This window comes from Lacinutrix mariniflava (genome assembly GCF_001418015.1).
Classification (GTDB): Bacteria; Bacteroidota; Bacteroidia; order Flavobacteriales; family Flavobacteriaceae; genus Lacinutrix; species Lacinutrix mariniflava.
This window is the reverse complement of sequence record NZ_LIQG01000020.1, coordinates 121,299-147,284: the sequence shown is the minus strand read 5'-3', so window position 1 is coordinate 147,284 and position 25,986 is coordinate 121,299. Positions and strand designations below refer to the sequence as shown.

Here is a 25,986-nt window from a genome sequence, read left to right as displayed (position 1 = left end):
GTAATTTTGTTAGATTAATTACGCAATTGATGGTTGCAAGGTTTTATTTTTTAATTAAATAGTTATTAATTTTTTCATAAAAAATAAGAGAGAAATCATTTACAACTAAATTTGCTAAGCTATAATCTTGGTTTTTTGAATGAAAACTATTGTAACCAACACAAAAAATACCTGCAGATTTTGCGGCTTTAATTCCATTTGTAGAATCCTCAATAACCATACAGTTTTCTCTTGGAAACACTGCTAGTTCTGCGGCTTTTTCAAAAATTTCAGGATGAGGTTTTGAGGCTTTCAAATCTGCTCCACTAATTTTAGCTTTAAAATACTGGTTTAATTCAAAACGATTAAAAACATTATTAATCGTAGGCATAGAGGCAGAAGAGGCGAGTACTAACGTTAGTCCATTATTGTAGTAGTTTTTTATTAATTCTAGGACACCATCAATAAGCTGTAAACTGGGATCGCTATGAAATAAGTCCTTAAAAAAATCACGTTTACATTGTACTAATTCTTCAGGACTATTTTCTAAATCAAAAATCTCACAAAGTTTTTTACATACATTAATAGTAGACTGTCCTGTAGTGGATTCGTATAATTGGTTTGAAACATCAATATTAAAGGCATCAAACATTAAAAAATAGGCTTTTTTATGTAAAGGTTCGGTATCTACGATAACACCATCCATATCGAATAAAACAGCTTTTAGCATTCTTATAGTTTTTGTGCTAAGATAATTATTAAGCACACTTTATTAACTAAACATATATTTTTTTCTCTCTCATTTTTAGAATATTTTGCAGCAATAACCTAAGAACATGATTTATACGCTTATTTTTATAGTATTTGTGATTTTTGTAATCTATGCTTTTTCTAAAATGAAACCTAAAAAAGTAGAAAAGGTACCTAAACATTGGCACTCCATATTAGTTAAGAAAGTTCTCTTTTATAAAAATCTATCTAAAGAGAACCAATTAATATTTAGAAAAAGAATGATGCTTTTTTTAAGTGAAATCAATATAGAAGGTGTTAATACAGAGATTGAAGAATTAGATAGGATACTTATTGCTTCTAGCGGAATTATTCCGGTATTTGGTTTTTCTAATTGGAGTTATAATAATTTAACAGGTATTATTGTATATCCAGATAGCTTTAATGAAGACTTGCAATTTTCTGATAAAGATGAAAACAAACAGATTTTAGGAATGGTTGGTACAGGCCAGTTCGAGAAACAAATGATTCTTTCTAAAAAAGCAATTCGTTTAGCTTTTAATAATAAAACAGATAAACATAATACTCCTGTTCATGAATTTGTTCATTTACTTGATAAAATGGACGGGCAAACAGATGGTGTTCCCGAGTTTTTTCTTGGGAAAGAATATATTTCACCTTGGTTAGAACTAATGCATAAAGAAATGGAAGCTATTAATAATGATGCATCTGATATTAGAAAATATGGAGGTACAAGTGAGGCAGAGTTTTTTGCCGTAGCTTCAGAGTATTTTTTTGAAAGGCCAAAGTTATTTAAACAAAAACATCCAGAATTGCATGCAATGCTTTCACAATGTTTTCAGCAACCTAAAAATAGAGTTTAATTTAAACAGGGATTGTAAAAAAGAAAGTTGTGCCTATACCAACATCCGATTCTAACCATATTTTTCCGCCATGAGACTCCACAATTTTCTTGCAATGTGCTAATCCAATTCCTGTACCTTCGTATTCTTCTCTAGAGTGTAAACGTTGAAAAATAGAGAAGATACGTTCTTTGTGTTTTTCCGGAATTCCAATACCATTATCTGTAACAGAGAATTTCCAAAAATTTACGTCGTTAATAACTGTTTGTTCAGAATCGATTTTTATTAACGGAGTAACATCAGGTTTGGTAAACTTAATACCATTACTAATTAAATTTTGAAAAAGCAGTCTTATTTCTAATTCGTCTCCTTTTATTACTGGTAAGTTTGAGGTTTCAAGTTTGGTTTTTGTACGTTTAAATACGTGGCTTAAATCTGCGCGAAGTATACTAATTAGTGTATTGCAATCTAGGTCTAAAAACGCTTTAGACTTTCCTAATCTAGAATAAGAGAGAATGCCTTCTATTAGTTTTTTCATTCTATCACTAGACTCTTTTACATAGATTAGACTTAAACGTCCTTCTTCATCAAATTTTTCGCCATAATCTTCAACTAAAATATCTATTAAACTTGAAATAGTAATTAAGGGTTCTTTTAAATCATGACTCGCTATATAAGCAAATTGCTCTAGTTCATTATTTTTAACTTCAAGTTGTTTAGATTGTTTTAATATTGCTGCATTTTTAATCTTAAGTGTTTCTGCCAGCTCTTTCTTTATCTTAAAATTTCTATATAATAAAAAAGCACCTAGTAGTGCTAACAATACTATACCAATAAGCAAGTAATTAATATTACGTTGCGTCTTTATCTCATGGTTTTTTCCTAATAAAATGGCCGAGTTTTCTTTAATTTTAATCTGTTGTTGCTTAATACTGTCTTCTTGATTTAGTAGAAGAGCATTGCTAGAATTAATTTTGACTTCTTGATTTTTAAGTATTTCTAATTGAGATAAAATAGTTTGTTCTAGTTCTAACTCTATTGCTATTTTAGAGTCTAATGCTTGCTTTTGTAAATTGTTTTCTTGAGATAAGAGGTCTAGCCATTTTTTTCTTTTATTAGCTAAACTTTTTACAGTTTTTATAGAATCCTTTTGCTCTGTTATTGTGTTTTTTTGATTAGCAATAGCTTCTTTTTTATTATTTAGTTCTTGTTCTTTCTTTATAAGAGCTGCTTGTTTTTCGGCTGTTAGTTTCTTGCTTTCCTCTAAAGAAGCTTCCGTAGTTTTAAATAGTTTTTTCCATTTTTCTGAAGAACTAATACTATGTTTATTTAAAGAATTTGCTATCGAGAAATTCTCTTTACTCAATAAATTATTATTTATTTCGTACTCAAAAGTATTCCCAATATTAACCATATTAATCATTGAGGTCTTGTAACTATAGTCCTCACTAACTAAAAGGATATTTTGAGTTGATATCTTATTTAAAATATAATCAATATCGAAATTAAAAGATTTATTAACGTATAACAGCTGAATATTAGCAATGTCTTTTACACTATTAAATCTAACAATTTTTACTTCCTTATTGTTTATCTTACGCTTTGTAGAAAGGGATGATAAATCTATAAAAGTACGGTCTGGACCTAAAACACCTATATTAAAATTGGAATCAGTATCTTGGTTTTCCCAAGTTACTTGCTCTGCAAAATTAAATATAAAAATAGCGCGTTGTAGCCTTTTTACTTGCTGGTTGTCATTACTTTCTTGAGAATAACCAAGTAATGGAAGCAATAGTAACGCTACTATTATTTTTAATGTAAAGTGTTTTGTTTTAGATTCTTTATTAATCATTTATAATTTAATATGAGCACGTATATAATAATTAGCGCCATTTACTCCAAACTGTTGTACACGTCTACTGTAAATAAAACTACCATCATCTATGTTAGCAGAGTGTTTCTGTTTATCTGGATATACATTAAAAATATTGTTTCCACCAATTGTTAAAACTGTTTGTTTATTTAATTGATAAGATAAAAGTAAATCTGTTAATAATTTAGGAGTAAATGTTTGATCTCTAGTTTCTATTACATTAGTTAATGTATTTGTAACCCAATTATTTTGGTCACCATCAGATGGATGTACAAAATCTACTTCGCCAAAATAGGTGTTGTTTAATTGTATTTTAAGAGCATTAATTTTATAAGAAAAATTGGTATTCATTTTAAAATTAGGTTGAGAGCTCTCAACTCTAGCAACTTCTTCTCTATTAAATAATACTTCTTCTTGACCAATTAAGGATTCGGACACCTTTATAGGTCCTACAACCTTTGTTTTTGTAAAGTTAGCACCAAAAGAGGCATTAAACATTCCATTGTTAATAGGTGTTTTATAATTTAAAGCGGCATCAAAACCATTAGTTTTAGAGTCGATAGCATTAGTTAAAAACTGTGCAGCACTCACATTAAAAGGCTCTAAAGTTGTCTCGTAGCCTTCAGCAAAACGTCCAGATAAAACAATACGATCTTCAATTTTTATATAATAATAATCTATGGTAAAAGTAAAGTTCTCCTTTATTTTACCACTTAAACCGGTACTAAAATGATTTGATAGCTCAGGTTTTAATTCGCCAATTTTAAAAGCTTCAGATGCAATCGCACTTTCATTATTAAAAGTACCAACTTGTACAATTTCACCATTTATAAACTGTGAACTTATGTTTTGAAAATAAACTTGATGTAACGATGGAGCTCTAAATCCTGTAGCATAACCACTTCTTAAACTAATATTATCATTAAAAGCATAACGACCCGATACTTTGTAAATTAACTGACCTCCAAAGTCGTTATAAGACTCGTATCTAGCAGCAGTTTTAACCAGAAATTTATCTGTAATATTTGTTTCTAGGTCAACGTAAGCAGAAGAGTTTGTTCTAAAACGACTCAATTCATTTTCGGGTTGTATACCTGGAAATACTTGAGCACCAGGAATTCTTGGTTGTTCATCTCCATTTCCATCTATATAAGTTTCTTCTCCATCTATATATGACGCTTCTTCTCCAGCAATAATTTGATAGTTTTCTACTCTAATTTCTGCACCAAATGCTACGTTTAATCCTTTTAACCAATCGTACTTTCGTGAGATATCAATATTAGAAGTACTTTGTTTGTATTGAAATCCTCCAGAATAGAATGTATGAGGAGATGCAATACCAAGCGAGGCATTGTTAGAGTTATTAACGGTATAATCTAAACTGTTTTTTCCAATAGAATGACTAAAGTCTAAATCCCATTTGTTTTTAACACCTTTAAAACCTAAAACAATGGCATCATCTTGAATATCTGTTAAAATCTCAGGAGAAAAACCATTTGGGTATTGTTCTAAAACAACTCTGTCTTCATCTTTTGGTAACCTAAAAAAACCTTTAGATTTTCCTTCTCTATAATTTCTTCCACCATGAAAATAGAATTTCGAATTATTAGAAAGAGGTAATTCGCTATTAAAAAACACAGATAAGTTTTGAGTTTCAGCACTACCTATTTCCATAACTTGTTTGTTTTCAAAACCTGTAGTACTAAAAAAATTATTTTCGGCAATTAAAACAGCATCTTCTTCTGGATCATTAGAATAGACGCTTCCAGTATAATTTCCAGCTCTATTTACTGCATCCTTTTTTCTGTATTCTCCAGTAACATTTATAAAACCTTTATTTCCAACTTTAAATCCGAAATTTGTTCCCATATAAACAGATTTCCCGTCACCTTCTGTATTTAAACCATAACGAGCATCTATTTCTATAGTTTCTACTTGTTCTTTTAAAATTATATTAACAACTCCCGCAATGGCATCAGACCCATATTGGGATGTAGCTCCATCTCTTAAAATCTCAATACGTTCTATTGAAGCTACCGGTATTGCATTAAAATCTGTACCAACAGTACCACGCCCAACGGTTCCATTAACATTAAGTAAAGCACTGTTATGTCTACGCTTACCATTAATTAATACTAATACTTGATCTGGTCCTAAACCTCTTAATGTAGCAGGATCGATATGGTCTGTACCATCGGCAATAGTTTGATTTGTAGAATGAAATGATGGAACAATATAATGGAGTAAGTGACTTAATTCAATTTGAGAAGCATTAGTTATTTCTTGTGGAGAAATAATATCTACCGCAGCCGTATTTTTTAATGAAGATTGTGGTTTTGCTCTTGTACCTAAAGAAACGGGTTCATCCATAGAGAAACCAGTTTTTAATTTAAAATCTTGTAAAATGGTTTCGCCTACTTTAAGGCTCAATGCATTTGCTTTAGTTTCATACATTACAAACGACGCAACAACAATATAATCACCTTCTTCTAAACTAAAAGTATAACCACCATCTAAATCTGTAGTTGTTTTATAAGTAGTACCTTCAATAGTAACAGTAGCTCCAGGTAATGCGCCATAATCGTCTGAGACCACGCCATTAATAGTCGCTCTGTTTTGAGCGGAAAGACTAATTAGGGAAAAGAAAAGAAAGAATAGTAAATAATTTTTTCTTAATTGTATTGAGGGATTCACAGATGCTAAAGTTTTAAATAAAAATTAGTTAGAATCGCTAAATTAATATATTTTAATAGAATAATGGTGTTCTATAAGATTTGATAGTAAATCAATAGATAAAGGTTTGTTTATAAAATCGTCAACACTATCAAGAGTTAAAGACCTTTCATAATCCTCAGGACTATTAGAAGTGGTAAGCATTACTATTTTTATACTCGAAGTAAAAGAGGTATCTATTTTCTTAAATTCCTCAATAAACTCCCAACCATTCATAGCAGGCATATTAATATCTAAAAAAATTAAATCAGGTTTTTTACACAGTCCATTTTTAGAATTATTTATATAATCTAAAGCTTTTTGACCGTTAGTAGCCGTATTTATTTCCTTGAAATTATTAATTTTACTAACAACTCTTTTGTTATAAAAGTTTGTAACTTTATCATCGTCAATTAGTAGAACACATTCAATAACCTTTTCCATTTTGTAAAAATAATAGATATTATATGTCAACTATTAATTTGCACTAGCGCATAACTAATCTTCGTTTAAAGGCAAAAAAAACACAGTGAAATGGTTTTTATGTGTCTAATTTTAAGAATTATATGATTTTTTTACTAGTACAGTAGTAATAATAAAGAGTCATTTTAGCTAGTTGATTTGCGATAAATATAACGTTTTTTACTTTAAACGAAAGGCAAAGTAGTAAATTTGCAAAAGGAAAATAGACTTATGTTAAAAGCACTTACTGAACAATATGGTTATTTATTTGAAGACGAATTACTTCAAGAAATTAATAAAGTTGGGATATATAAAGAACTTTCGGAAGGCACAAAATTAATAGAGATTGGAGATTATATTAAATCGATGCCTCTACTAATAGAAGGAGCAATTAAAATTCTTCGAGAAGATGATAAAGGAGATGAGTTAATTCTATACTTTATTGAACAAGGTGATACTTGTGCAATGACATTATCATGTTGTATAGGTAATTCTAAAAGTGAAATTAGAGCGATTACAGAAACGGATACAAAGTTAATAATGATTCCTGTTGAAAAAATGGAATCTTGGCTGGGTAAATATAAAACGTGGCAACAATTTATTTTGCAAAGTTATCATGACCGTATGACAGAACTTCTTGAGGCCATAGACACTATTGCGTTTCTAAAAATGGACGAACGTTTGTTTAAGTACCTTAAAGACAAGGCAATGGTTAATCATAGTGATGTAATACATGTTACGCATAAACAAATTGCTGGCGATTTGCACACCTCTCGCGTAGTGATTTCTAGACTACTAAAAACTTTAGAAATTAAAGGCAAAATAGAATTGTATAGAAATAATATAAAAATCATTGATTTATAGTAGTGTAACTATTGTTACTAAATACACTTAATAAGTTAATTAAATTTGTCCCATAACTGGTTTTAAAAATGGATGTACAACAAATAATAACTTACTTAGGCGCTTTTTTTATAGGCGCTATTTTAGGCTTGATTGGAGGAGGAGGATCAATTCTTACTGTGCCTTTACTGGTGTATTTTTTAGGATTTAATCCAGTAGTAGCAACTGCATATTCATTATTTGTAGTGGGTTCATCATCTCTAGTCGGTGTTATTCAAAAACACCAAAAAGGGTTAGTAGATTTTAAAACAGGATTGTCCTTTTGTTTTCCTTCATTTATGGCAGTCTATCTCTCAAGACGGTTTTTAGTTCCTGCAATTCCAGAAACACTGTTTACAGTTGGTGATTTTACACTAACAAAAGGAATGGCAATCATGATATTTTTTGCGTTAATCATGTTTTTGGCAGCTTTTTCTATGATAAAGTCAAAACAAAGAAATGAGAACAATAAAAGTACTCAGCCTTATTATAAAACCTTTGTCCAAGGTATTATTATAGGTACTATTACAGGTTTAATTGGAGCAGGAGGTGGTTTTTTATATGTGCCAGCATTAGTACTTTGGGCTGGTTTAGACATGAAAAAAGCAGTAGGTACCTCTTTAATAATTGTAGCTATAAACTCATTAATAGGTTTTTATGGAGATGTACAAACATTAGATGTAGATTGGTTTTTTCTACTATCATTTTCTCTATTAACAATAATTGGAATTTTAGTAGGCGGTTATTTTTCTAAATATGTTTCAGGAAAAAAATTAAAAAAGAGTTTTGGTTGGTTTGTATTAGCAATGTCAATTTATATCATTTTAAAGGAGTTGGTTTTATAAGTATGTAACTTAAGTTACTATAGAAATTTAAAAACATTAGTAAATTTGAAGAATTAAAAATAAATAGAACTAAAGCAAATGAGTTTTAGGTGAAATTTAAAATAAGATTAAAATGAAAATAGAACAAATATATACAGGTTGCCTTGCACAAGGTGCATATTACATAGAGAGTGAAGGAGAAGTAGCAATTATAGATCCTTTACGTGAAGTTAAAAATTATATCGCTAAAGCGGAAGACAGTAACGCTAAGATAAAATATATTTTCGAAACACATTTCCATGCAGATTTCGTTTCTGGACACGTCACTTTATCTAAAGAAACTGGTGCTCCAATTGTTTATGGCCCAACAGCTAATCCATCTTTCGAAGCTATAATAGCTAAAGATGGTCAAGTATTTAAACTAGGGAAAGTAACTATTACAGCTTTGCATACTCCTGGTCATACTATGGAAAGCACAACCTATTTATTAAAAGATGAAAACGGAAAAGATCATGCCATTTTTAGTGGCGATACTTTGTTTTTAGGAGATGTTGGTAGACCAGATTTAGCGCAAAAAGCAGCAGATATGACTATGGAAGACCTTGCAGGTTTATCTTTCGATAGTCTTCGAACTAAAATTATACCACTAGCAAACGATGTTACTGTATATCCAGGTCATGGAGCAGGTTCAGCTTGTGGAAAAAACATGATGAAAGAAACTGTAGATACTTTGGGGAACCAAAAGAAAATGAATTACGCTTTACGAGCAGACATGACTAAAGCTGAATTTGTAAAAGAGTTAACAGATGGTTTATTACCTCCACCAAAATATTTTCCTTTAAATGTAAAAATGAATAAGGAAGGTTACGAAGATATTGATACAGTAATAGAAAAAGGTTCAAGAGCACTTTCTCCAGAAGCTTTTGAAGCAGCAGCAAACGAAACTGAAGCACTAGTATTAGATGTACGCCATCAGTCAGAATTTATAAAAAACCACATTCCACGTTCTATATTTATAGGACTTAAAGGTGGTTTTGCGCCATGGGTTGGTGCATTAATTGCAGATGTAAAACAACCATTGTTATTGGTTGTAGACAAAGGAAATGAAGAGGAAGCTATTACAAGATTATCTCGCGTTGGTTTCGATAATACTCTAGGGTTTTTAGAAGGTGGAATAGAAGCCTGGACAGCAGCAGGTAAAGAAACAGATAATTTAATCTCTATTTCTGCCAATGAATTTAAAAACAGATTAGAAAAAGAGACTATTCCAGTTTTCGATGTAAGAAAAGAAGGAGAGTTTATTGCAGGACACGTAGAAAAAGCAAATTTCACACCTTTAGATAATTTAAATGCGCATTTAACAGAATTTCCTGAGAAGGAACCTTTTTATGTGTATTGTGGAGGTGGTTATCGTTCTGTAATTGCAGCTTCTATTTTAAAAAGTAGAGGAATTCATAATTTAGTAGATGTAGCAGGAGGAATGGGAGCCATAAAACAAGCTGGTATTCCAGTTTCAGATTTTGTTTGTCCTACAACATTAAAAAAATAATTCAATTATTATATGGATTTTATATACAGTACTTGGCCATGGTATGTGGCTGGACCGTTAATAGCACTTACTATGTTTTTACTCATGAAAATGGGTAAAAAGTTCGGAATGTCTTCAAATCTAAGAACCATGTGTTCTATTGGTGGAGCTGGGAAATTTGTCGATTTTTTTAAATTCGATTGGAAAAAAGACATCTGGAACTTATATGTAGTTGCAGGAGTTATTCTGGGTGGTTTTGTAGCGTTACAGTTTTTATCTCCAACAGCTCCACAAATAAATCCTGACGTAGTTGCACAACTTCAAGAGTTAGGAATTAATAGTACCAATTCAGCATTTTTACCTACAGAATTATTCAGTTTAGATAGCTTATTAACCATTAAAGGTTTTTCTATTTTATTAATTGGCGGTTTTTTAGTTGGCTTTGGAGCACGTTATGCCGGAGGTTGTACTTCTGGTCACGCTATTTCGGGTTTAAGTAATTTACAATTACCATCGTTAATTGCTGTAGTTGGCTTTTTTATTGGTGGTTTAGTAATGGTTCATTTAATATTTCCTTTAATCTTTTAGAGTTATGCAGAAATTTTTATCATTTTTCGGAATTGGTTTATTCCTTGGTATATTATTTATTAAATCTGAAGTAGCCTCATGGTTTCGTATCTACGAAATGTTTCAGTTTAAAAGCTTTCATATGTATGGCATTATTGGTTCGGCCATTGCTATAGGTATAGTAATGGTTAAGTATTTTAAATATAATGATACTAAAGATTTTAGTGGAAACAAAATCACTATTAACCCAAAAGAAAAAGGCTTTACAAGATACATTGCTGGTGGTGTTATTTTTGGCTTAGGTTGGGCACTAGCAGGTGCTTGTCCAGGTCCTATGTATGTATTGTTAGGTTCTATGTTGCCAAGTATTTTAGTTTTAATTCTAGGAGCACTTTTAGGCACTTTTGTTTATGGTGCTTTGAGAAATAAGTTGCCGCATTAAAAACGGTTTGGTTTTTTTAGTATTAAAAATATAAATTAGGGCGTTACCACAATCCCGATAGCTATCGGGAGCACTTTCTCTACTCGCTCTTTTTTCGAAAAGCAAAAAGGAGCTCAAACAAACCGTTCAATCGCTAACGCAAATATACTCGGTTGTAAAATTTCTTAGAGATATTTAAACTACAGACTTTAACCAGTTATAAAGGATTACTGAGCTATTAAAAGCGAGAGCTAATATTAAATAACAACTATAAAAGACGTCAATAGGATGTAAGTCGTAGTTTTTTATTTTTCAACGCGTAGTGTTTTTTTAGGTTACAGGTTGTTTTAAGTTTTTATACTTTTTAAAAAATAGCAATATTTTATTTAGTTGTGTTTTACAATGTTTTAAGTAAATAGTTTTTTATTGAAACTATAAATAAAAAGTTTGTTTTTATATTTTCTTGTAACATTTTATAAGTTCCTGCGTCTTATTAGTATCAATCAATCAGCTGAATCTATTTCAGCATACTAAATCAAAACACTATGAAAGAAGACAGACAATTATTAGTAATAACCCATTTAAGTCAATTGTTAACTGCAATAACGGGTTTTGGAGGACTTATTGTTCCTTTAATAATATGGTTTACTAAAAAGGACGAAGATTACCAGATAGACGAACAAGGAAAGGAAATTATTAATTTCCAATTAAGTTTAATTGTAAACTTTATAATTTGTATTCCATTAATATTATTATTTGGACTTGGTCTTTTAGGCTTTGCTATTTTAGGAGTAATCTCAGTATTGTTTCCAATAATCAACGCTATTAAAGCAAACAATGGTGAGAATCCATCATACCCTTTTAGTTATAATTTCATAAATTAATACCATGAATAGCGAAAGTAAAACCACTAAATACGTTGGTCTAGGAATAGCATTAGGATGTTCTTTAGGTATAACAATGGGTGCAGTTATTGGAGCATTAAAAAATGACGTAGGCACTTGGATTAGTTTAGGAATACCCATAGGAATCACTATAGGAATAGTTGTAGCAATTGTTTATGGCTCTAAAATTAAAGAAGGGTCCGAAATTAGTAAAAATCAAAAATAAATACCTTTATCTTTTAATTTTGTTAATTAGTTGAATTTTATTTTAAGATAAAGAAAAACGCAACCCGAAAAGGTTGCGTTTTTTAATTTTCATAAAGTAGTATAATTTTTTTTTTACTGTCTTACAAATTCAAATTCAGATAAGCCAGTTAAAACAACAGTTTCATTCGATAGGAATTCATATCCAGTGGAAGCGTTTGTGTTATTTTCAAAGTTTTCTATTGTAATTATATCATTACTAATAGTCCAATTGTAAGAAGATGCTGTAGATATAGCATCATCGTTAGTTTGAGTACTAAAGGTTCTTAATACAGTATTATCTGTGTTAAAAGTAAGTTTATATTGAATATTTTCATTAAAATCATTTCTTAGCCATTCTCCAATTAGAGAATCACTGCTAGGACTCTCAATTGTATTATCGTCGTCACTACTGCATGCTAATGTTATTGCACATAATAGCGTTAATAATATTGACTTTAGCTTGAACTTCATAACGGTATGTATAATTTAACTTAATTTTCTTCAGAGAATTAAGAGTTCTATTAAAAATAATAGGCATAAATATATTAAAATAATTTAAGGATTCTTAAATTATATCAAATTTTAACTTCTAACATAGCTAATTATAAAAAAAAACACAACCTAAATATAAGTTGTGTTTAATAGTATATTAAAACTTTCTATTTAAGAAAGGCTTATTTATGTTCTTTAATAGTTTAGCTATTTAGCATTACTGGCATTACTAACATTGTTACATGCTCACCTTCATCTAATCCATCAATAGGCGTTAAAATTCCAGCTCTGTTAGGCATACTCATTTCTAATTGTACATCTGTAGCACTAAGGTTATTTAACATTTCTGTTAGAAAGCGAGAGTTAAAACCAATTTGCATATCGTCTCCTTGATAATCACAAGTTAAACGTTCTTCCGCTTTATTAGAGTAATCGATATCTTCCGCAGAGATATTAAGTTCTGCACCAGCAATTTTTAATCTAATTTGGTGTGTTGTTTTGTTAGAGAAAATACTAACACGCTTTACAGAGTTTAAAAACTGTGTACGATCGATGCTTAATTTATTCGGATTTTCCTTTGGGATTACCGCTTCGTAATTAGGATATTTACCATCAATTAAACGACAAATTAATACTGTATTCTCAAATGTGAATTTTGCATTAGAATCGTTATAATCAATAGTTACATTTTCTTCACTTGCATTTAAAATTCCTTTTAACAAAGTTAAAGGCTTTTTAGGCATAATAAATTCTGCAACTTGAGAAGCAGAAACATCTTCACGTGTGTATTTAACTAGTTTGTGAGCATCTGTAGCAACAAACGTTAAATTGTCTGTAGAAAACTGAAAGAAAACACCACTCATTACTGGTCTTAAATCATCGTTACCAGCAGCAAAAATAGTTTTACTAATAGCAGTTGCTAAAATATGTCCAGCTATTGTTGTACTAGAAGGATCTTCTAAAGCAACAGCTTTTGGAAACTCAGCACCATCTGCATATGCTAGAGCATATTTACCATGGTTAGAGCTAATTTCTACTGTGTTATTTTCTTCAACTGTAAACGTTAACGGTTGTTCAGGAAACGTTTTTAAAGTATCTAATAATAAACGAGCAGGAATAGCAACACTTCCTTTGCTATCACTTTCAATATCTAATTTAGAAGACATTGTTGTTTCTAAATCACTTGCTGAAACAGTTAGTGAATTGTCTTCAATATCAAAAAGGAAATTATCTAAAATTGGTAAAGTATTAGAGCTATTAATTACACCTCCTAATACTTGTAATTGCTTAAGCAAATATGTACTTGATACTATAAATTTCATCTTATTTATGTGGTATTTATGGTCTGTATTACGGTTTTAAGAATGGTTGATAAATAAATATAAAGCAAACTTAATCTTACTACAAATATAGAGTTTAACAGTCTAAAACGGAAACAAACTTATTAACAGATTTTTTTTATGAAAACAAAAAATATGTGATACTAATTTTAAGCTTTTTTAGTGTATTTACGTTTTCTTAAAAAGTTAAAAACAATCCCAAACAAGCCTAAAAGCAATAAAGGCAATACAATATTTATGGTTTGCCATTTGGTTTTTTCCTTTGCAATTTTCGCTTGATCTAAGAAAGCAACTTTTACTTCTTTGCTTCGAATGTTTATAAGTCCGTCGTCATCTAAAAGGTAGTTGACAGCATTAAGCAAGAATTCTTTGTTTCCATACGTTTCTTTTGTCCATTTATCGAAGCCTAAAGCGGTTGGTCTTCCTTTGTCTAAATCGTTTTTAATAACATCTCCATCTGCTATAATAATCATTTTAGTTTCAGGACTTTTTGTTTTGTCATTTTCAAGTTGAAGTGGCTTTACTCGATTGTTGTAAACCGAAGTAAATTCACCTTCTAATAGCACTGCAAGATTCTGTCTATCTTTTGTGAATAATTCTGAAGGCGGTTCTTGTAAAGCAAAACTTAAACTAATTTCTTTAGGAGTACCTTCTAAGCGACTTGGTTTATCACTTTTAAGTAGAATAGTCTTCTTTATATCGTTTTTAAGCGTGTCTATTTGACTTGCGAAATCAAACTTAACAAAGTTTATGTTATTTGTTATAGGATGGTTTACATCGCTTAATGCTAAAGGCGAATAAGGCCATAAAAAATGTTGGAGCTTTAAACTTTCATCTTGACCAGTTTCTAAGGTTATTCTTCCAATATTTTGGCTCTTAACACTTGTTAGTAAAGGGTTTATTCGAGCGCCATATTTAAAAAAGAAGTTGGTTAAATTCAAATCGCGTGGTACGGCAACATTCATGCCTTGCGGATTAAATAAACTGTCTTTCTCCATGTTAATTTGATCTATAAGCCAGAGGCTTTTTCCGCCATTCATGGTGTATTGATCGAGCACATATTTTTCTTCTTCAGAAAATGCTTCGGTAGGTTTTGCAGCAATTATTAAATCGTAAGTATTAAGCGATTTCGAAGCTTTTTGTGGATTTGTAGCAACACTATCTAAAGTAAAAGGAGCAATGTAATAGTATTGACCAAGTGTTTTTAGAAAGTCGGCAATCTTAATATCTTCTAACTCAGCATTACCTTTTAAAACAGCAATTTTTCTACGTTTTGGGTTTACTAGTTTGCTTAAACCATCGGCAAAAGCATATTCTAAATGTTGTACAGAATTGGTTACTAATTCTTGTTGATTTGCATTTACCTTATATTTAACCAAAGGAATATCTACCGTTTGGTTATTGTAGCTAGCCAAAGCCCAAGGAATAATAACACGTTGCGATTGCTTACCATTTTCTTGAACGCTTAACTGCATTGGTGTTAAACCACGTTCTGTAAGTTGGGCAATAGCGCGATCTCTAGTGGCTTCATCTTCAATAGGATTTATAAAATTGAATTTTATGTTACTATTATAGGCTGTAAACTCTTCTAACAACTGTTTTGTTTCAGTTTGAAGTCTTCTAAATTCCGAAGGAAAATCATCACCTTCTAAAAACACATCGATTACTATAGGAGAATCTACTTCTTTAACTACATTTAAAGAGGCTTGATTTAAGGTATAGCGACTGTCTGAAGTCAAATCAAAACGTTGATATAAAGAAGCACTACCAACATTTAAAACAATTAAGGCTATTGGTAATATGGCAATATGTAACCATTTTACAGGTTGAGAACCTTCCGCATTAATACGTTTTACGGTTAAGAAGATAAATAAAGCTGTAACACTTAAAAAATAAATAATATCTCGTGTATCCAAAACACCACGACTCATACTTTTAAAATGAGCAGCCATACCTATTTGTTCTACAAAACCACCTAAAATATCTGCTAGGCCTTCGAAACCAACATAAAATAAGAAACAAAGAAAAACAGCGATAATAAAAGCAACAATCTGGTTATCGCTTAAAGTAGAGGAGAAGATGCCAATAGCGGTATAAGCAGCTACTAAAAATAAAAGCCCAAAATACGAACCTAATGTGCTACCGACATCTAAATTACCTACAGGTTTTCCTAATTGGTTAACCGTATAAACATATAGAAGTGTAGGAATAAGTGCTAAGACTATTAATAAAAAAGCACCAAAATATTTACCAAGTACAATTTGTAAATGCGAAATAGGTTTAGTTAATAAAAGTTCTAGAGTACCTTGTTTTTTTTCATCGCTAAAACTACGCATAGTAACAGCAGGAATAAGGAAAATAAGTATCCAAGGTGCCAATAAGAAGAAAGACGAAAGGTCTGCAAAACCATAATCTAAAATATTAAATTCTCCTTTAAAGAGCCACAAAAACAAGCCGTTTAATAATAAGAATATAGCAATCACCAAATAACCTATTGGAGAAGCGAAGAATGAGTTTATTTCTTTTTTTAAGAGTGCTAGCATTTAAATTTTAATGTTTTTGTAAAAGTACTTACTAAATTTAGGTTACGCTTAATTTACGTATCATTTTAGATAACAATTTTGGAAAAAAACGTTTTGTATAAACGCCCAATTTTTCTTTAAACCCAGCAATATAAACTTCTTGCTTCTTTTTATATATGGCTTTAGCCATTAATTGTGCAAAGCGTTCCGGTGCTATTCCGTTTTTGGTAGCAGTATCCATTTTGTTTTGTGCTTTGCCATTACCAGTTAAAGCATTTAAAGATATGTTGGTGTTAACAAAACCAGGACAAACCAAAGTTACAGCTATGTTATCTTTATGTGTTTCGGCTCTCAAGCTATCAAAAAAACCATGTAAAGCGTGTTTACTTGCTGCATAACTAGAACGTAAAGGTGTGCCTATTTTACCTACAATACTTGTTGTAACTACAAAATGACCATTTTGTTGCTTAATAAAATGTGGTAATAGTGCTTTTGTTAAAGCAATAGTTCCTAAGTAATTAATATCCATTATGCGTTTGTCAACCTCTACGCTTGTTTCTTTGGCTAAAGAACGCTGACTAATACCTCCATTATTTACAAGAATATCTATAGAACCATAACAAGATATGGCTTCGGTTACTTTAGTTTCTAAAGTAGTGTAGTTTTCTAGATCTAATGTAATTAATTTAATATTATCAGGGTTTTTACAAAGTGCTTTAACCGCTTTTAAAGAGTCTAAATTTCTAGAAGATAGAATAAGTTTGGCGTTTAGATTAGAACATTCAATAGCTAAATGCTTACCTATTCCGGAAGAGGCTCCAGTAATCCAAATCACTTTATTATTGAAACTCATAATTTAAAATTGATTAATCGTAATTAATTACTCCAAACTCTCCAGTTTATCCACGCTCCAAGCTTCGGGCTTAGCATTAAACATCGGTTTTGTTTCTGCCCAAATACCTTTAAATAAATCAGAATGTCTGTAGTTATTTAAATCGTCTTCAGTAGTCCAATAACTATATGTAAAGAAAATATCTGTATTCTCTTTATCTCGATATAATTCCAGAAACTGGCAACCTTCAAAATCGCGTATTTTTTGTTTTACAGTTTCAAAATTAGCGAGAAACTGTTCGATATTTTCTTCAGCAAAACTCAATTTTACAATTCTTACAAACATAAATAATATCTTTTTTCATTTCAGCGAAGGCGGAAATCTTTTACTTAATAAAATTAATTGTAACCGTATCTCTCAATTTTAATCCCATTAAAGTACTTGCTCCACCAACACTTCCAGTATTACTTTTATAAATAGCAATCTCTAAATAGTTAGAAGAGTTAAAAACGACTAAGCCACGACCTTCATCATTTCTGCTTTCTTCCGGTGTTTCAAAATTTACAATATCACTATATTTAGTATGTATTTTCTTAAACTTATGGTTTCGAGCAGAGACTTCAAAGGCGCGTCCTTTTTGAATGTTTTCAAAAAACGATTTTTTTATATTTGTTATAACATTACCATAGTTATCAATATAAATTATACTCCCAATAATTTGTGTTTTCTCATCATTAACATAAGGCTCTAGGTTTCTTATAGGTTTTATGCTTTCAATACTTTTACCTATAACTCCTAAAGTTCCACCACGAGCAATATGGCAAGCGACTTTTACAAAAACGTCTAGAACTGGAAAACTAGTTTCAATTTTATCGTGAATATTAATTTCTACAATTTGTTTGGGTGAGATTTCCGCACAAATCATACTCATAATACCATTATTAGCACACACAAAAAAGTGACCATCCAATTCTATAGCAATATGTTTATTTTCTTGGTTTATTTCAGAATCTAAACCAATAATATGTATCGTGCCATCAGGAAAGCTACTATAAGCATTTTGAATAATATAAGCTGCTTCTGGAATATTAAAAGGAGAAACAGAATGAGAGATATCAACAATTCTCACTTCTGGCATTTCGCTATAAATAGCGCCTTTTGTAGACCCAACAAAGTGATCCTTCTCACCAAAGTCTGTAGTTAAAGTGATAATTGCCATTTAGTAATTGTTGATATTTATTTTGATTTTAGCGAATATAAGTGCTCTAACTTCATTAAGTTTATAACACAGAACAAAACTAAGAAAATAGATTATAAATTCTTAATTAAAACGATACGCTTTTGAACGAAATAATAATTCAACTTGAAGACATCACTCCAAAAGAATTTTTTGGACCAGGAAACGAAAATATTAAGCTCCTAAAAAAGCACTTTTCCAATTTAAAAATTGTCGCTAGAGGCAATCAAATAAAGGCCTTTGGAGAAGAAGAGCTTTTAGACGAGTTTAACAGAAAACTAAAAATGCTTGTCAAGCATTTTATCAAACATCAAAAATTAGACGAAAACGCAATCGAGCGCGTATTAACAAGTAAAACTAGCGACGATTATAATACCACTGCAAAAAGCGGAGAAACAATAGTGCATGGCGTTAACGGAAAATTAATTAAAGCACAAACAGCAAACCAACGCAAATTGGTGGATTTAATGAGCAAAAACGATATGGTTTTTGCTATCGGTCCAGCAGGAACTGGAAAAACATATACAGGAGTAGCATTAGCAGTAAAAGCATTAAAAAATAAAGAAGTAAAACGTATTATTTTAACGCGTCCAGCAGTAGAAGCAGGAGAGAATTTAGGTTTTCTACCAGGAGATTTAAAAGAAAAGTTAGACCCATACATGCAACCACTTTACGATGCTTTGCGAGACATGATTGCGCCCGAAAAATTAGCACAATACATAGAAAACGGAACCATACAAATAGCACCTTTAGCCTTTATGCGTGGTCGTACATTAGACAATGCATTTGTGATTTTAGACGAAGGACAAAACACTACTCACGCACAAATGAAGATGTTTTTAACACGTATGGGAAAAAACGCAAAATTCCTTTTAACAGGCGATCCAGGCCAAATAGATTTACCACGTCGTACCGTTTCCGGGCTTAAAGAAGCCTTATTGGTTTTAAAAGATGTAGAAGGAATTGGTATGGTTTTCTTGGACGATAAAGATGTGGTGCGACATAAATTAGTAAAAGCAGTTATTGCAGCTTATAAAAAGATAGAAAATATAGAAGGATAGTTTTTTAGGAGCCAGGAACCTGCTTTCCACTATATCTTTTTTGCTTTTAATGGCAAAAAAGGATGCCGTATCAATCAGGGCTAAGCAATAATTGATACTTAGGTAAATAAAATGAATGAAGTAATCAGTGCTAAGCGTTTATGTCCTTATTGCGAAAGAGACACGATTGTGGCAATCTCAATATTAAGAGACATTGATTTTTTATTTAAAAGGTTCCAGGTATTTTCTTAATTCAAAAGGCTAAGAATGACATTAAATTTAAAATTAATCAATATTTTTGTAACTCCTAAAATATTAGGAAACACACAACACACAACTAAAAACTATTACACTCGTGGCTAATAACACAATAACAGACACCAATTTTAAATTTCCAAATCAGAAGAGTCTTTATAAAGGCAAAGTAAGAGCTGTTTATAATATCAACGATAAAGAGTTGGTAATGGTCGCAACAGATAGGCTAAGTGCTTTCGACGTTGTCATGCCAAAAGGAATTCCATACAAAGGACAAATACTAAACCAGATAGCGACAAGTATGATGAAAGCTACCGAAGATTTAGTGCCAAATTGGTTAACAGCAACTCCAGATCCTAACGTAGCAGTAGGGCATTTGTGTGAGCCATTTAAAGTAGAAATGGTTATTCGTGGTTATATGTCTGGACATGCTGCAAGAGAGTACAAAGCTGGAAAACGTATACTTTGTGGTGTTGCAATGCCAGAAGGCTTAAAAGAAAACGATAAATTTCCTTCTCCAATAATTACACCTGCTACAAAAGCAGAAATGGGGGATCACGATGAAGATATCTCGCGCGAAGACATTATTAGTAAATTTATTGTTAGCGAAGAAGATTATATCATTTTAGAAGATTATACACGTAAACTTTTTAAACGCGGAACAGAAATAGCAGCCTCTAGAGGTTTAATTCTTGTAGATACAAAATACGAATTTGGTAAAACTAAAGACGGAAAAATTGTATTGATTGATGAAATCCACACACCAGATTCTTCACGTTATTTCTATGTAGAAGGATATCAAGAGCGTCAAGATAAAAACGAAGTACAAAAACAATTGTCTAAAGAATTTGTACGTCAATGGTTAATTGCAAACGATTTTCAAGGACTAGAAGGACAAACTGTTCCTGTAATGAGTGATGAATATATTGAAACCGTTTCAGAACGTTACATCGAGCTTTTCGAGAATATAATGGGAGAACCATTTGTAAAAGCAGATGTTTCTAATATTGAAGAACGCATAGAAAAAAATGTTTTGGCATATTTAGCTTAAAAGTATTTTTGTAAATAGATAAGCCTCATTTGTTTATATAACAAGGGAGGCTTTTTTTTTGTTTATAAAACAAGTGCCTTTCTGCTTAAGCTTTATCGTTTCAATTTAAAATAGACTTTACGAATCTGCTTATAAATAAATGCATTCGTTTTTACATAGTAAAAAGAAATAAAGCAAACAACCACTACAAATAGTATAGCACCAATAATAGCTTCTATTGGTGTTAGATTTTGGTAGAAAAAATGTTTTAAGCCAATGCCTGTAAAACTTCCAAAAATAATAACAAAATGTATAAAATAAATAGATAGGGTTTTCTCTCCAATTTTAGAAATTATAGATTGTTTTAAAAAGTTTTCTAAACTATAAAAAACGCCAAATAGCAAAAGTACATTTCCAAAGCGAGTAAACAGGTAATTGTAATAGGCAGAAGCCTTAAATATTTCCACATCTGTTATATAGTAAAGTTTCATTAACGCCCAAGAAGAGCATGTTATTAATAAATAACCGATACTAAAAAATAAAATAGAAGTTATTAATCTAAAACGTTCTTTATGTACATGTCTAAAAAAAACTGTTGCTAAAAATCCGCCAAAAGCAACGAAACCAAACCACGGTAAGATTGTAAAAATCGAGCCATTAGCTTCGGTTAGATAATTGGCTAATAGTTCTGGTAGCCAATTAAAATTTAGGTCTTTGTAAATAGGTTCGTATAGAAAACATAAAGTACCAATGACTAATAATACAATAGATAATATTTTATGTTTTTTTAGCGATAAAATGTAGAAACCAATTAGTAATATTAAAGACAAGCCTATGCACTGTAAAACGTCAATTATTAAAAAATAAGTACTAAAACTGCCATAGAGCCAACCTAAAAAAGGAATACGTAATAGATAGCCTATTGCAATTAGCATTAAGCCACGTTCTGAGCCTTTTTTAATTCTAGCTTTATCGCAACCCTTAGCCTTGGCTTTTAATATTAAGTATATAAAAACTAAGCCAGATATAGTAAAAAAAACAGGAGCAGTAATACCTCTAAAATAAGACCATACGTTATAAATAGTATTGGTGTTATCTTTGTAAATAGGGTCTAGGAGTGTGCTAATAAAATGGCCTTGAAGCATCATTAAAATAGCAAATGCACGTACGGCATCAATAAAATATAATCTATTTGGGTTCAAATAAAAGAGATATTTAAAAGTGTAAAGATAATAGGTTATATTTAAAGTCTAAACTCAATTTACGTGTATAAATTAATAAACGATTTTATAGCAGATTTCGCCTCTTTTGTTTGGGGATTGCCATTACTAATTTTACTAATTGGAGGTGGTTTTTATCTACTTGTGCTTTCTCGATTTTTACCATTTCGGTACTTAGGTCATGCCATACAAGTGCTTCGAGGTAAATTTGATAATCCTGAAGATTCAGGAGAAATAACTCATTTTCAAGCCTTAACAACTGCATTATCATCTACCATTGGTATGGGAAATATTGCTGGTGTTGCAGTTGCTATTTCTATTGGAGGACCTGGAGCTGTTTTTTGGATGTGGATTAGTGCAATAATTGGTATGTCTACAAAATTCTTCACGTCGAGTTTGGCAATTATGTATAGAGGTAAAGATAGCGAAGGCAATACACAAGGAGGTCCAATGTATTTTATAACAGAAGGTTTGGGAAAACATTGGAAACCGTTAGCTGTGTTTTTTAGTCTTTGTGGTTTGATAGGAGCATTGCCAGTTTTTAACGTGAATCAATTAACACAAGCTATTAACGATATCGTTTTAAAACCCAATGGAATTGCAGTAAACTTTACTTCAAATCTAATTATAGGTATTGTTTTAGTGGTTATTACTTCAATCGTTATTCTAGGAGGATTAAACCGAATTAGTAAAGTAGCCTCTAAGTTAGTGCCAAGTATGGTATTGCTTTATTTCGTGTTAATCATGGTTATTTTAGTAGGTAATGCAGAAGTTGTACCTACCTATTTCAAGCTTATTTTCACAGATGCTTTTGCTGCAGAAAATTATAAAGGCGATGCTTTTTTAGGCGGACTTTTAGGTGGATTAATAATTTTAGGTGTAAGACGAGGAGCTTTTTCTAACGAAGCTGGAATTGGTACAGCACCTTTAGCACATGGAGCAGCAAAAACTAACGAGCCAATACGTGAAGGCTTAGTTGCAATGTTAGGACCTGCAATAGATACATTAATTGTGTGTACATTAACAGCTTTGGCAATTTTAGTAACAGGAGTTTGGCAAACAACAGAAGCTAATGGTGTGAGTTTAACAGCTAATGCTTTTGGCGCAGCAATGCCAGTCTATGGTAGATATTTATTATTACTTTGTATTGTGGTGTTTAGTGTATCGTCTTTATTCTCGTATGCTTATTATGGCGGAAAATGTTTATCGTTTTTAATAGGTGATAAGAATAAACATTACTATAACTATTTTTATATTTTAAGTATCATTTTAGGAGCAACAACTTCGTTGGCTTTAATGATTAATTTAATAGATGGCATATTTGCACTAATGGCAATACCAACAATGACAGCAACATTAATTTTAGCACCAAGAGTTGTTAAAGAAGCAAAAGCATATTTTAGAAGAATGAAAAAGAGTTAAGCTTTATTTATAGAAACCTTAAATTGTTGAGGTGTCATTAATTCCATTTTTTTGAATTGCCTGTTAAAGTAACTGGTATTATTGAAACCAGATTTAAAAGCAATTTCCGACATTCTAAAATCTTTAGATTCTTTGATCAGTTTTTTAGAAAACTTAATTTTTTCTGAATTTATATAATCAATAGGAGAAATACCAAGCGTGTTTTTAAACTGTTTATGAAAGTGAGAGGTGCTCATATAAGCTTTCTTTGCTAATATATCTACGCTAATATCTTTATTGGTTAAATTCTCTTTTATGTATTTAATAACAGTTCCTATTCTCGTATCGTTAAAAATTTGATTAGGATCGTTTATAATTAAGGACTTCGCTTTAGTTTGTAATAATCTAACTATTAATTCTTGTATCATTAAATCTAAGAGTACATCTTTAGATTTATTGTTATTTGTAAAAGTGTAGGTTAGGCGTTCAATTAAATGATTAACATCTGTATTGTTTATTAAATGCGAAGTGGTTTCGTCTAAATTCCAAGTATTGTTTTCGTTTTCAATAGCAACTTGCTGATTAAACTTCTCTACAACCTCATCAATTTTAAAAGCATCAATACCTAAAGCTAAACATTGTGTCGGGCTCTCTTTTGTGGCTAAAGGAAAATCGATAACCATTTCCTTATTGGTTGGCATCACTACAGATTCGCCTGGAAAAAAATCGAATGCTTCAAAACCATCAATATGCATCGTTTTCTTTCCGGTAAGCATGCTTGCTATAACAGGAAAATTAAAGGTCAACGATACTTTTTCCGCGTAAGCATGAGTTTCAAAAATATTAAGTTCAGCATAATCAGCACTATAAGTCGTTCTGTTTTCTACTAAAGTGGTTAGTTTTCTATGGTTTTTATGATGATTTAATAGCGATTCCATACTTAATGTTAAATTTTTTTATTGAAAAATCTGTTAATAATAGATATGTTCAAAACTATGATATATATGTTCAATGTAATTAGGATATGATAAAATAACTTTATCAAAACTAAAGATAATCTATTTTTTAGATAAAAAAATTATCTAATTATTAATTTAACAAGATTTTATATGAGTTATTCTAAACCAATATTTAAAGAGAAATATGGCAATTTTATAAACGGAAAATTTGTAGAACCCATAGGTGGTCAATATTTCGAAAATACGTCTCCAATCGATAATAGTTTAATAGCCAAATATCCGCGTTCTCAAAAAGAAGATGTAGAGATGGCATTAGACGCAGCAAATGCAGCAAAAGAAGCTTGGGGAAATACCTCAGCAACAGAAAGAGCAACGTTATTAAATAAAGTAGCAGATATTATTGAAGCTAATTTAGAGGAGTTTGCAATCATGGAAACTTGCGATAACGGAAAACCTATTCGCGAAACATTAAATGCAGATATTCCTTTGGCTGTAGATCATTGGCGTTACTTTGCAGCTTGTATTCGTTCGGAAGAAGGAAGCGCAGCAGAGTTAGACCAGAATACATTATCCTTAAATATAAAAGAACCATTAGGTGTTATTGGTCAGATTATTCCATGGAATTTTCCACTTTTAATGTTATCATGGAAATTACCTCCAGCTTTAGTTACTGGTAATTGTGTGGTTTTAAAACCTGCAGAACAAACGCCTTCTACAGCAACTTTATTAATGGAGAAAATTGCTGAGGTTTTTCCTCCAGGAGTTATAAATATTGTACACGGTTTTGGTCCAGAAGCAGGAAAACCGTTAGCATCTAGTTCTAAAGTAGATAAAGTAGCGTTTACTGGTGAAACCACAACAGGTCAGTTAATCATGCAATACGCGTCTAAAAACTTAAATCCTGTAACTATGGAACTAGGTGGTAAATCGCCAAACGTATTCTTTAATTCGGTTATGGATCATGATGATGCTTATTTAGATAAAGCCGTTGAAGGTGCTGTTTTATTTGCATTTAATCAAGGAGAAGTATGTACTGCGCCTTCTAGAATTTTGGTGCAAGAAGATATTTATGATGCTTTTATGAAACGTGTTGTAGAAAGAACCAATGCAATAATTCAAGACAATCCATACAATGCAAATACAATGGTTGGTGCGCAAGCGTCTAAAGATCAATACGAAAAAATACAATCCTATATAGAAATAGGAAAAGAGGAAGGTGCAAAAGTACTTGCAGGAGGTTCTGCTAATATATTAGAAGGTAATTTAGCAAACGGATTCTATATTAAGCCAACAATACTTGAGGGCCATAATAAAATGAGAGTGTTCCAAGAAGAAATTTTCGGACCAGTAGTTTGTGTAACTAAATTTAAAGACGAAGCTGAAGCTTTAGAAATTGCTAACGATACGCTTTACGGACTAGGAGCTGGTGTTTGGACGCGAGATGCACACCAATTATACCAAATACCTAGAGCTATAAAAGCAGGTCGTGTTTGGGTAAATTGCTATCATGCTTATCCTGCACATGCACCATTTGGAGGGTATAAAAAATCTGGATTTGGTAGAGAAAACCATGTGATGATGCTTAATTACTACCGTCAAACTAAAAACATGCTAATTTCTTACGATAAAAATAAATTAGGTTTCTTTTAATAGAGGTTAAATAGCGAGAAGAGCTGGATTACAACTTG

General features: G+C 31.2%; 24 protein-coding genes. 12 read left to right on the top strand and 12 right to left on the bottom strand.

Going from position 1 to position 25,986, the window contains the following annotated elements; genetic code table 11:
• Positions 1–43: 43 nt before the first annotated feature.
• Positions 44–709: an HAD family hydrolase gene (locus tag ASC44_RS03955; RefSeq protein ID WP_055446322.1), complete on the bottom strand. Its 666-nt coding sequence runs from the start codon at positions 707–709 to the stop codon at positions 44–46.
• 106 nt (positions 710–815) lie between these two features.
• Here ASC44_RS03955 and ASC44_RS03950 point away from each other — a divergent pair, with 106 nt between their 5' ends.
• On the top strand, positions 816–1,592 hold the full coding sequence (locus ASC44_RS03950; RefSeq protein WP_055446321.1) for a M90 family metallopeptidase: 777 nt from the start codon (positions 816–818) through the stop codon (positions 1,590–1,592).
• A gap of 1 nt (position 1,593) precedes the next feature.
• On the opposite strand, the gene ASC44_RS03945 is transcribed toward ASC44_RS03950, so the two are convergent.
• Genes ASC44_RS03945 through ASC44_RS03935 form a run of 3 tightly spaced genes read right to left on the bottom strand, consistent with a single transcriptional unit; the run spans position 1,594 to position 6,600 of the window.
• Positions 1,594–3,423, bottom strand: coding sequence for a YfiR/HmsC family protein (locus tag ASC44_RS03945; protein WP_055446320.1), 1,830 nt, complete (start codon positions 3,421–3,423; stop codon positions 1,594–1,596).
• Complete coding sequence (locus ASC44_RS03940) at positions 3,424–6,138, bottom strand: TonB-dependent receptor (RefSeq protein WP_241491397.1); 2,715 nt, start codon at positions 6,136–6,138, stop codon at positions 3,424–3,426.
• 42 nt (positions 6,139–6,180) lie between these two features.
• Positions 6,181–6,600 carry a response regulator gene (locus ASC44_RS03935; RefSeq protein ID WP_055446319.1) on the bottom strand — a complete coding sequence of 140 codons (420 nt, stop codon included), beginning with the start codon at positions 6,598–6,600 and terminating at the stop codon, positions 6,181–6,183.
• A 249-nt stretch (positions 6,601–6,849) separates the two neighbouring features.
• On the opposite strand from ASC44_RS03935, the gene ASC44_RS03930 reads away from it, so the two are divergent.
• The 7 genes from ASC44_RS03930 (at position 6,850) to ASC44_RS03900 (ending at position 11,950) form a co-directional block, all read left to right on the top strand.
• The gene (locus tag ASC44_RS03930) at positions 6,850–7,482 is read left to right on the top strand and encodes a Crp/Fnr family transcriptional regulator (protein WP_055446318.1); all 633 of its coding nucleotides are present in this window, start codon (positions 6,850–6,852) and stop codon (positions 7,480–7,482) included.
• A gap of 68 nt (positions 7,483–7,550) precedes the next feature.
• A complete protein-coding gene (locus tag ASC44_RS03925) occupies positions 7,551–8,345 on the top strand; it encodes a sulfite exporter TauE/SafE family protein (RefSeq protein ID WP_055446317.1) in 795 nt (264 codons plus the stop codon).
• 112 nt (positions 8,346–8,457) lie between these two features.
• The gene (locus tag ASC44_RS03920; RefSeq protein ID WP_055446316.1) at positions 8,458–9,873 is read left to right on the top strand and encodes an MBL fold metallo-hydrolase; all 1,416 of its coding nucleotides are present in this window, start codon (positions 8,458–8,460) and stop codon (positions 9,871–9,873) included.
• 12 nt (positions 9,874–9,885) lie between these two features.
• Positions 9,886–10,440, top strand: a complete 555-nt coding sequence (locus ASC44_RS03915; RefSeq protein WP_055446315.1) for a YeeE/YedE family protein — start codon at positions 9,886–9,888, stop codon at positions 10,438–10,440.
• Between the two features lie 4 nt (positions 10,441–10,444).
• Positions 10,445–10,861: a YeeE/YedE family protein gene (locus ASC44_RS03910; protein WP_055446314.1), complete on the top strand. Its 417-nt coding sequence runs from the start codon at positions 10,445–10,447 to the stop codon at positions 10,859–10,861.
• A 524-nt stretch (positions 10,862–11,385) separates the two neighbouring features.
• The gene (locus ASC44_RS03905) at positions 11,386–11,724 is read left to right on the top strand and encodes a DUF4870 domain-containing protein (protein ID WP_055446313.1); all 339 of its coding nucleotides are present in this window, start codon (positions 11,386–11,388) and stop codon (positions 11,722–11,724) included.
• 4 nt (positions 11,725–11,728) lie between these two features.
• Entirely contained in the window at positions 11,729–11,950 is a 222-nt protein-coding gene (locus tag ASC44_RS03900; protein WP_055446312.1) for a glycine zipper domain-containing protein, read from the top strand.
• Positions 11,951–12,063: 113 nt separating this feature from the next.
• On the opposite strand, the gene ASC44_RS03895 is transcribed toward ASC44_RS03900, so the two are convergent.
• From ASC44_RS03895 to ASC44_RS03870, 6 genes are all read right to left on the bottom strand, one after another.
• On the bottom strand, positions 12,064–12,441 hold the full coding sequence (locus ASC44_RS03895) for a hypothetical protein (protein WP_055446311.1): 378 nt from the start codon (positions 12,439–12,441) through the stop codon (positions 12,064–12,066).
• Positions 12,442–12,665: 224 nt separating this feature from the next.
• On the bottom strand, positions 12,666–13,784 hold the full coding sequence (gene dnaN, locus ASC44_RS03890; protein ID WP_055446310.1) for a DNA polymerase III subunit beta: 1,119 nt from the start codon (positions 13,782–13,784) through the stop codon (positions 12,666–12,668).
• Between the two features lie 167 nt (positions 13,785–13,951).
• Positions 13,952–16,345 carry a gliding motility-associated ABC transporter substrate-binding protein GldG gene (gene gldG / locus ASC44_RS03885; RefSeq protein ID WP_055446309.1) on the bottom strand — a complete coding sequence of 798 codons (2,394 nt, stop codon included), beginning with the start codon at positions 16,343–16,345 and terminating at the stop codon, positions 13,952–13,954.
• 37 nt (positions 16,346–16,382) lie between these two features.
• Entirely contained in the window at positions 16,383–17,177 is a 795-nt protein-coding gene (locus ASC44_RS03880; protein ID WP_055446308.1) for an SDR family oxidoreductase, read from the bottom strand.
• A gap of 27 nt (positions 17,178–17,204) precedes the next feature.
• Complete coding sequence (locus ASC44_RS03875) at positions 17,205–17,501, bottom strand: putative quinol monooxygenase (RefSeq protein WP_055446307.1); 297 nt, start codon at positions 17,499–17,501, stop codon at positions 17,205–17,207.
• A 40-nt stretch (positions 17,502–17,541) separates the two neighbouring features.
• Positions 17,542–18,375 carry an SAM hydrolase/SAM-dependent halogenase family protein gene (locus ASC44_RS03870; protein WP_055446306.1) on the bottom strand — a complete coding sequence of 278 codons (834 nt, stop codon included), beginning with the start codon at positions 18,373–18,375 and terminating at the stop codon, positions 17,542–17,544.
• 122 nt (positions 18,376–18,497) lie between these two features.
• On the opposite strand from ASC44_RS03870, the gene ASC44_RS03865 reads away from it, so the two are divergent.
• A complete protein-coding gene (locus ASC44_RS03865; protein ID WP_055446305.1) occupies positions 18,498–19,454 on the top strand; it encodes a PhoH family protein in 957 nt (318 codons plus the stop codon).
• 334 nt (positions 19,455–19,788) lie between these two features.
• Positions 19,789–20,739 (top strand): phosphoribosylaminoimidazolesuccinocarboxamide synthase, encoded by a 951-nt coding sequence (locus ASC44_RS03860; RefSeq protein ID WP_055446304.1) that lies wholly within the window; start codon positions 19,789–19,791, stop codon positions 20,737–20,739.
• Between the two features lie 92 nt (positions 20,740–20,831).
• Here the strand turns inward: ASC44_RS03860 and ASC44_RS03855 are convergent, their stop codons facing one another.
• Positions 20,832–21,920 (bottom strand): heparan-alpha-glucosaminide N-acetyltransferase domain-containing protein, encoded by a 1,089-nt coding sequence (locus tag ASC44_RS03855; protein WP_083476234.1) that lies wholly within the window; start codon positions 21,918–21,920, stop codon positions 20,832–20,834.
• A 63-nt stretch (positions 21,921–21,983) separates the two neighbouring features.
• Between ASC44_RS03855 and ASC44_RS03850 the strand changes: the two genes are divergently transcribed.
• Positions 21,984–23,360, top strand: a complete 1,377-nt coding sequence (locus ASC44_RS03850; protein ID WP_055446303.1) for an alanine/glycine:cation symporter family protein — start codon at positions 21,984–21,986, stop codon at positions 23,358–23,360.
• Here ASC44_RS03850 and ASC44_RS03845 read toward each other — a convergent pair.
• Positions 23,357–24,277 (bottom strand): AraC family transcriptional regulator, encoded by a 921-nt coding sequence (locus ASC44_RS03845; protein ID WP_055446302.1) that lies wholly within the window; start codon positions 24,275–24,277, stop codon positions 23,357–23,359. The two genes, ASC44_RS03850 and ASC44_RS03845, sit on opposite strands and share 4 nt — an antisense overlap.
• A gap of 171 nt (positions 24,278–24,448) precedes the next feature.
• Here ASC44_RS03845 and ASC44_RS03840 point away from each other — a divergent pair, with 171 nt between their 5' ends.
• The gene (locus ASC44_RS03840; protein WP_055446301.1) at positions 24,449–25,948 is read left to right on the top strand and encodes an aldehyde dehydrogenase family protein; all 1,500 of its coding nucleotides are present in this window, start codon (positions 24,449–24,451) and stop codon (positions 25,946–25,948) included.
• The last annotated feature ends 38 nt before the right edge of the window (positions 25,949–25,986 follow it).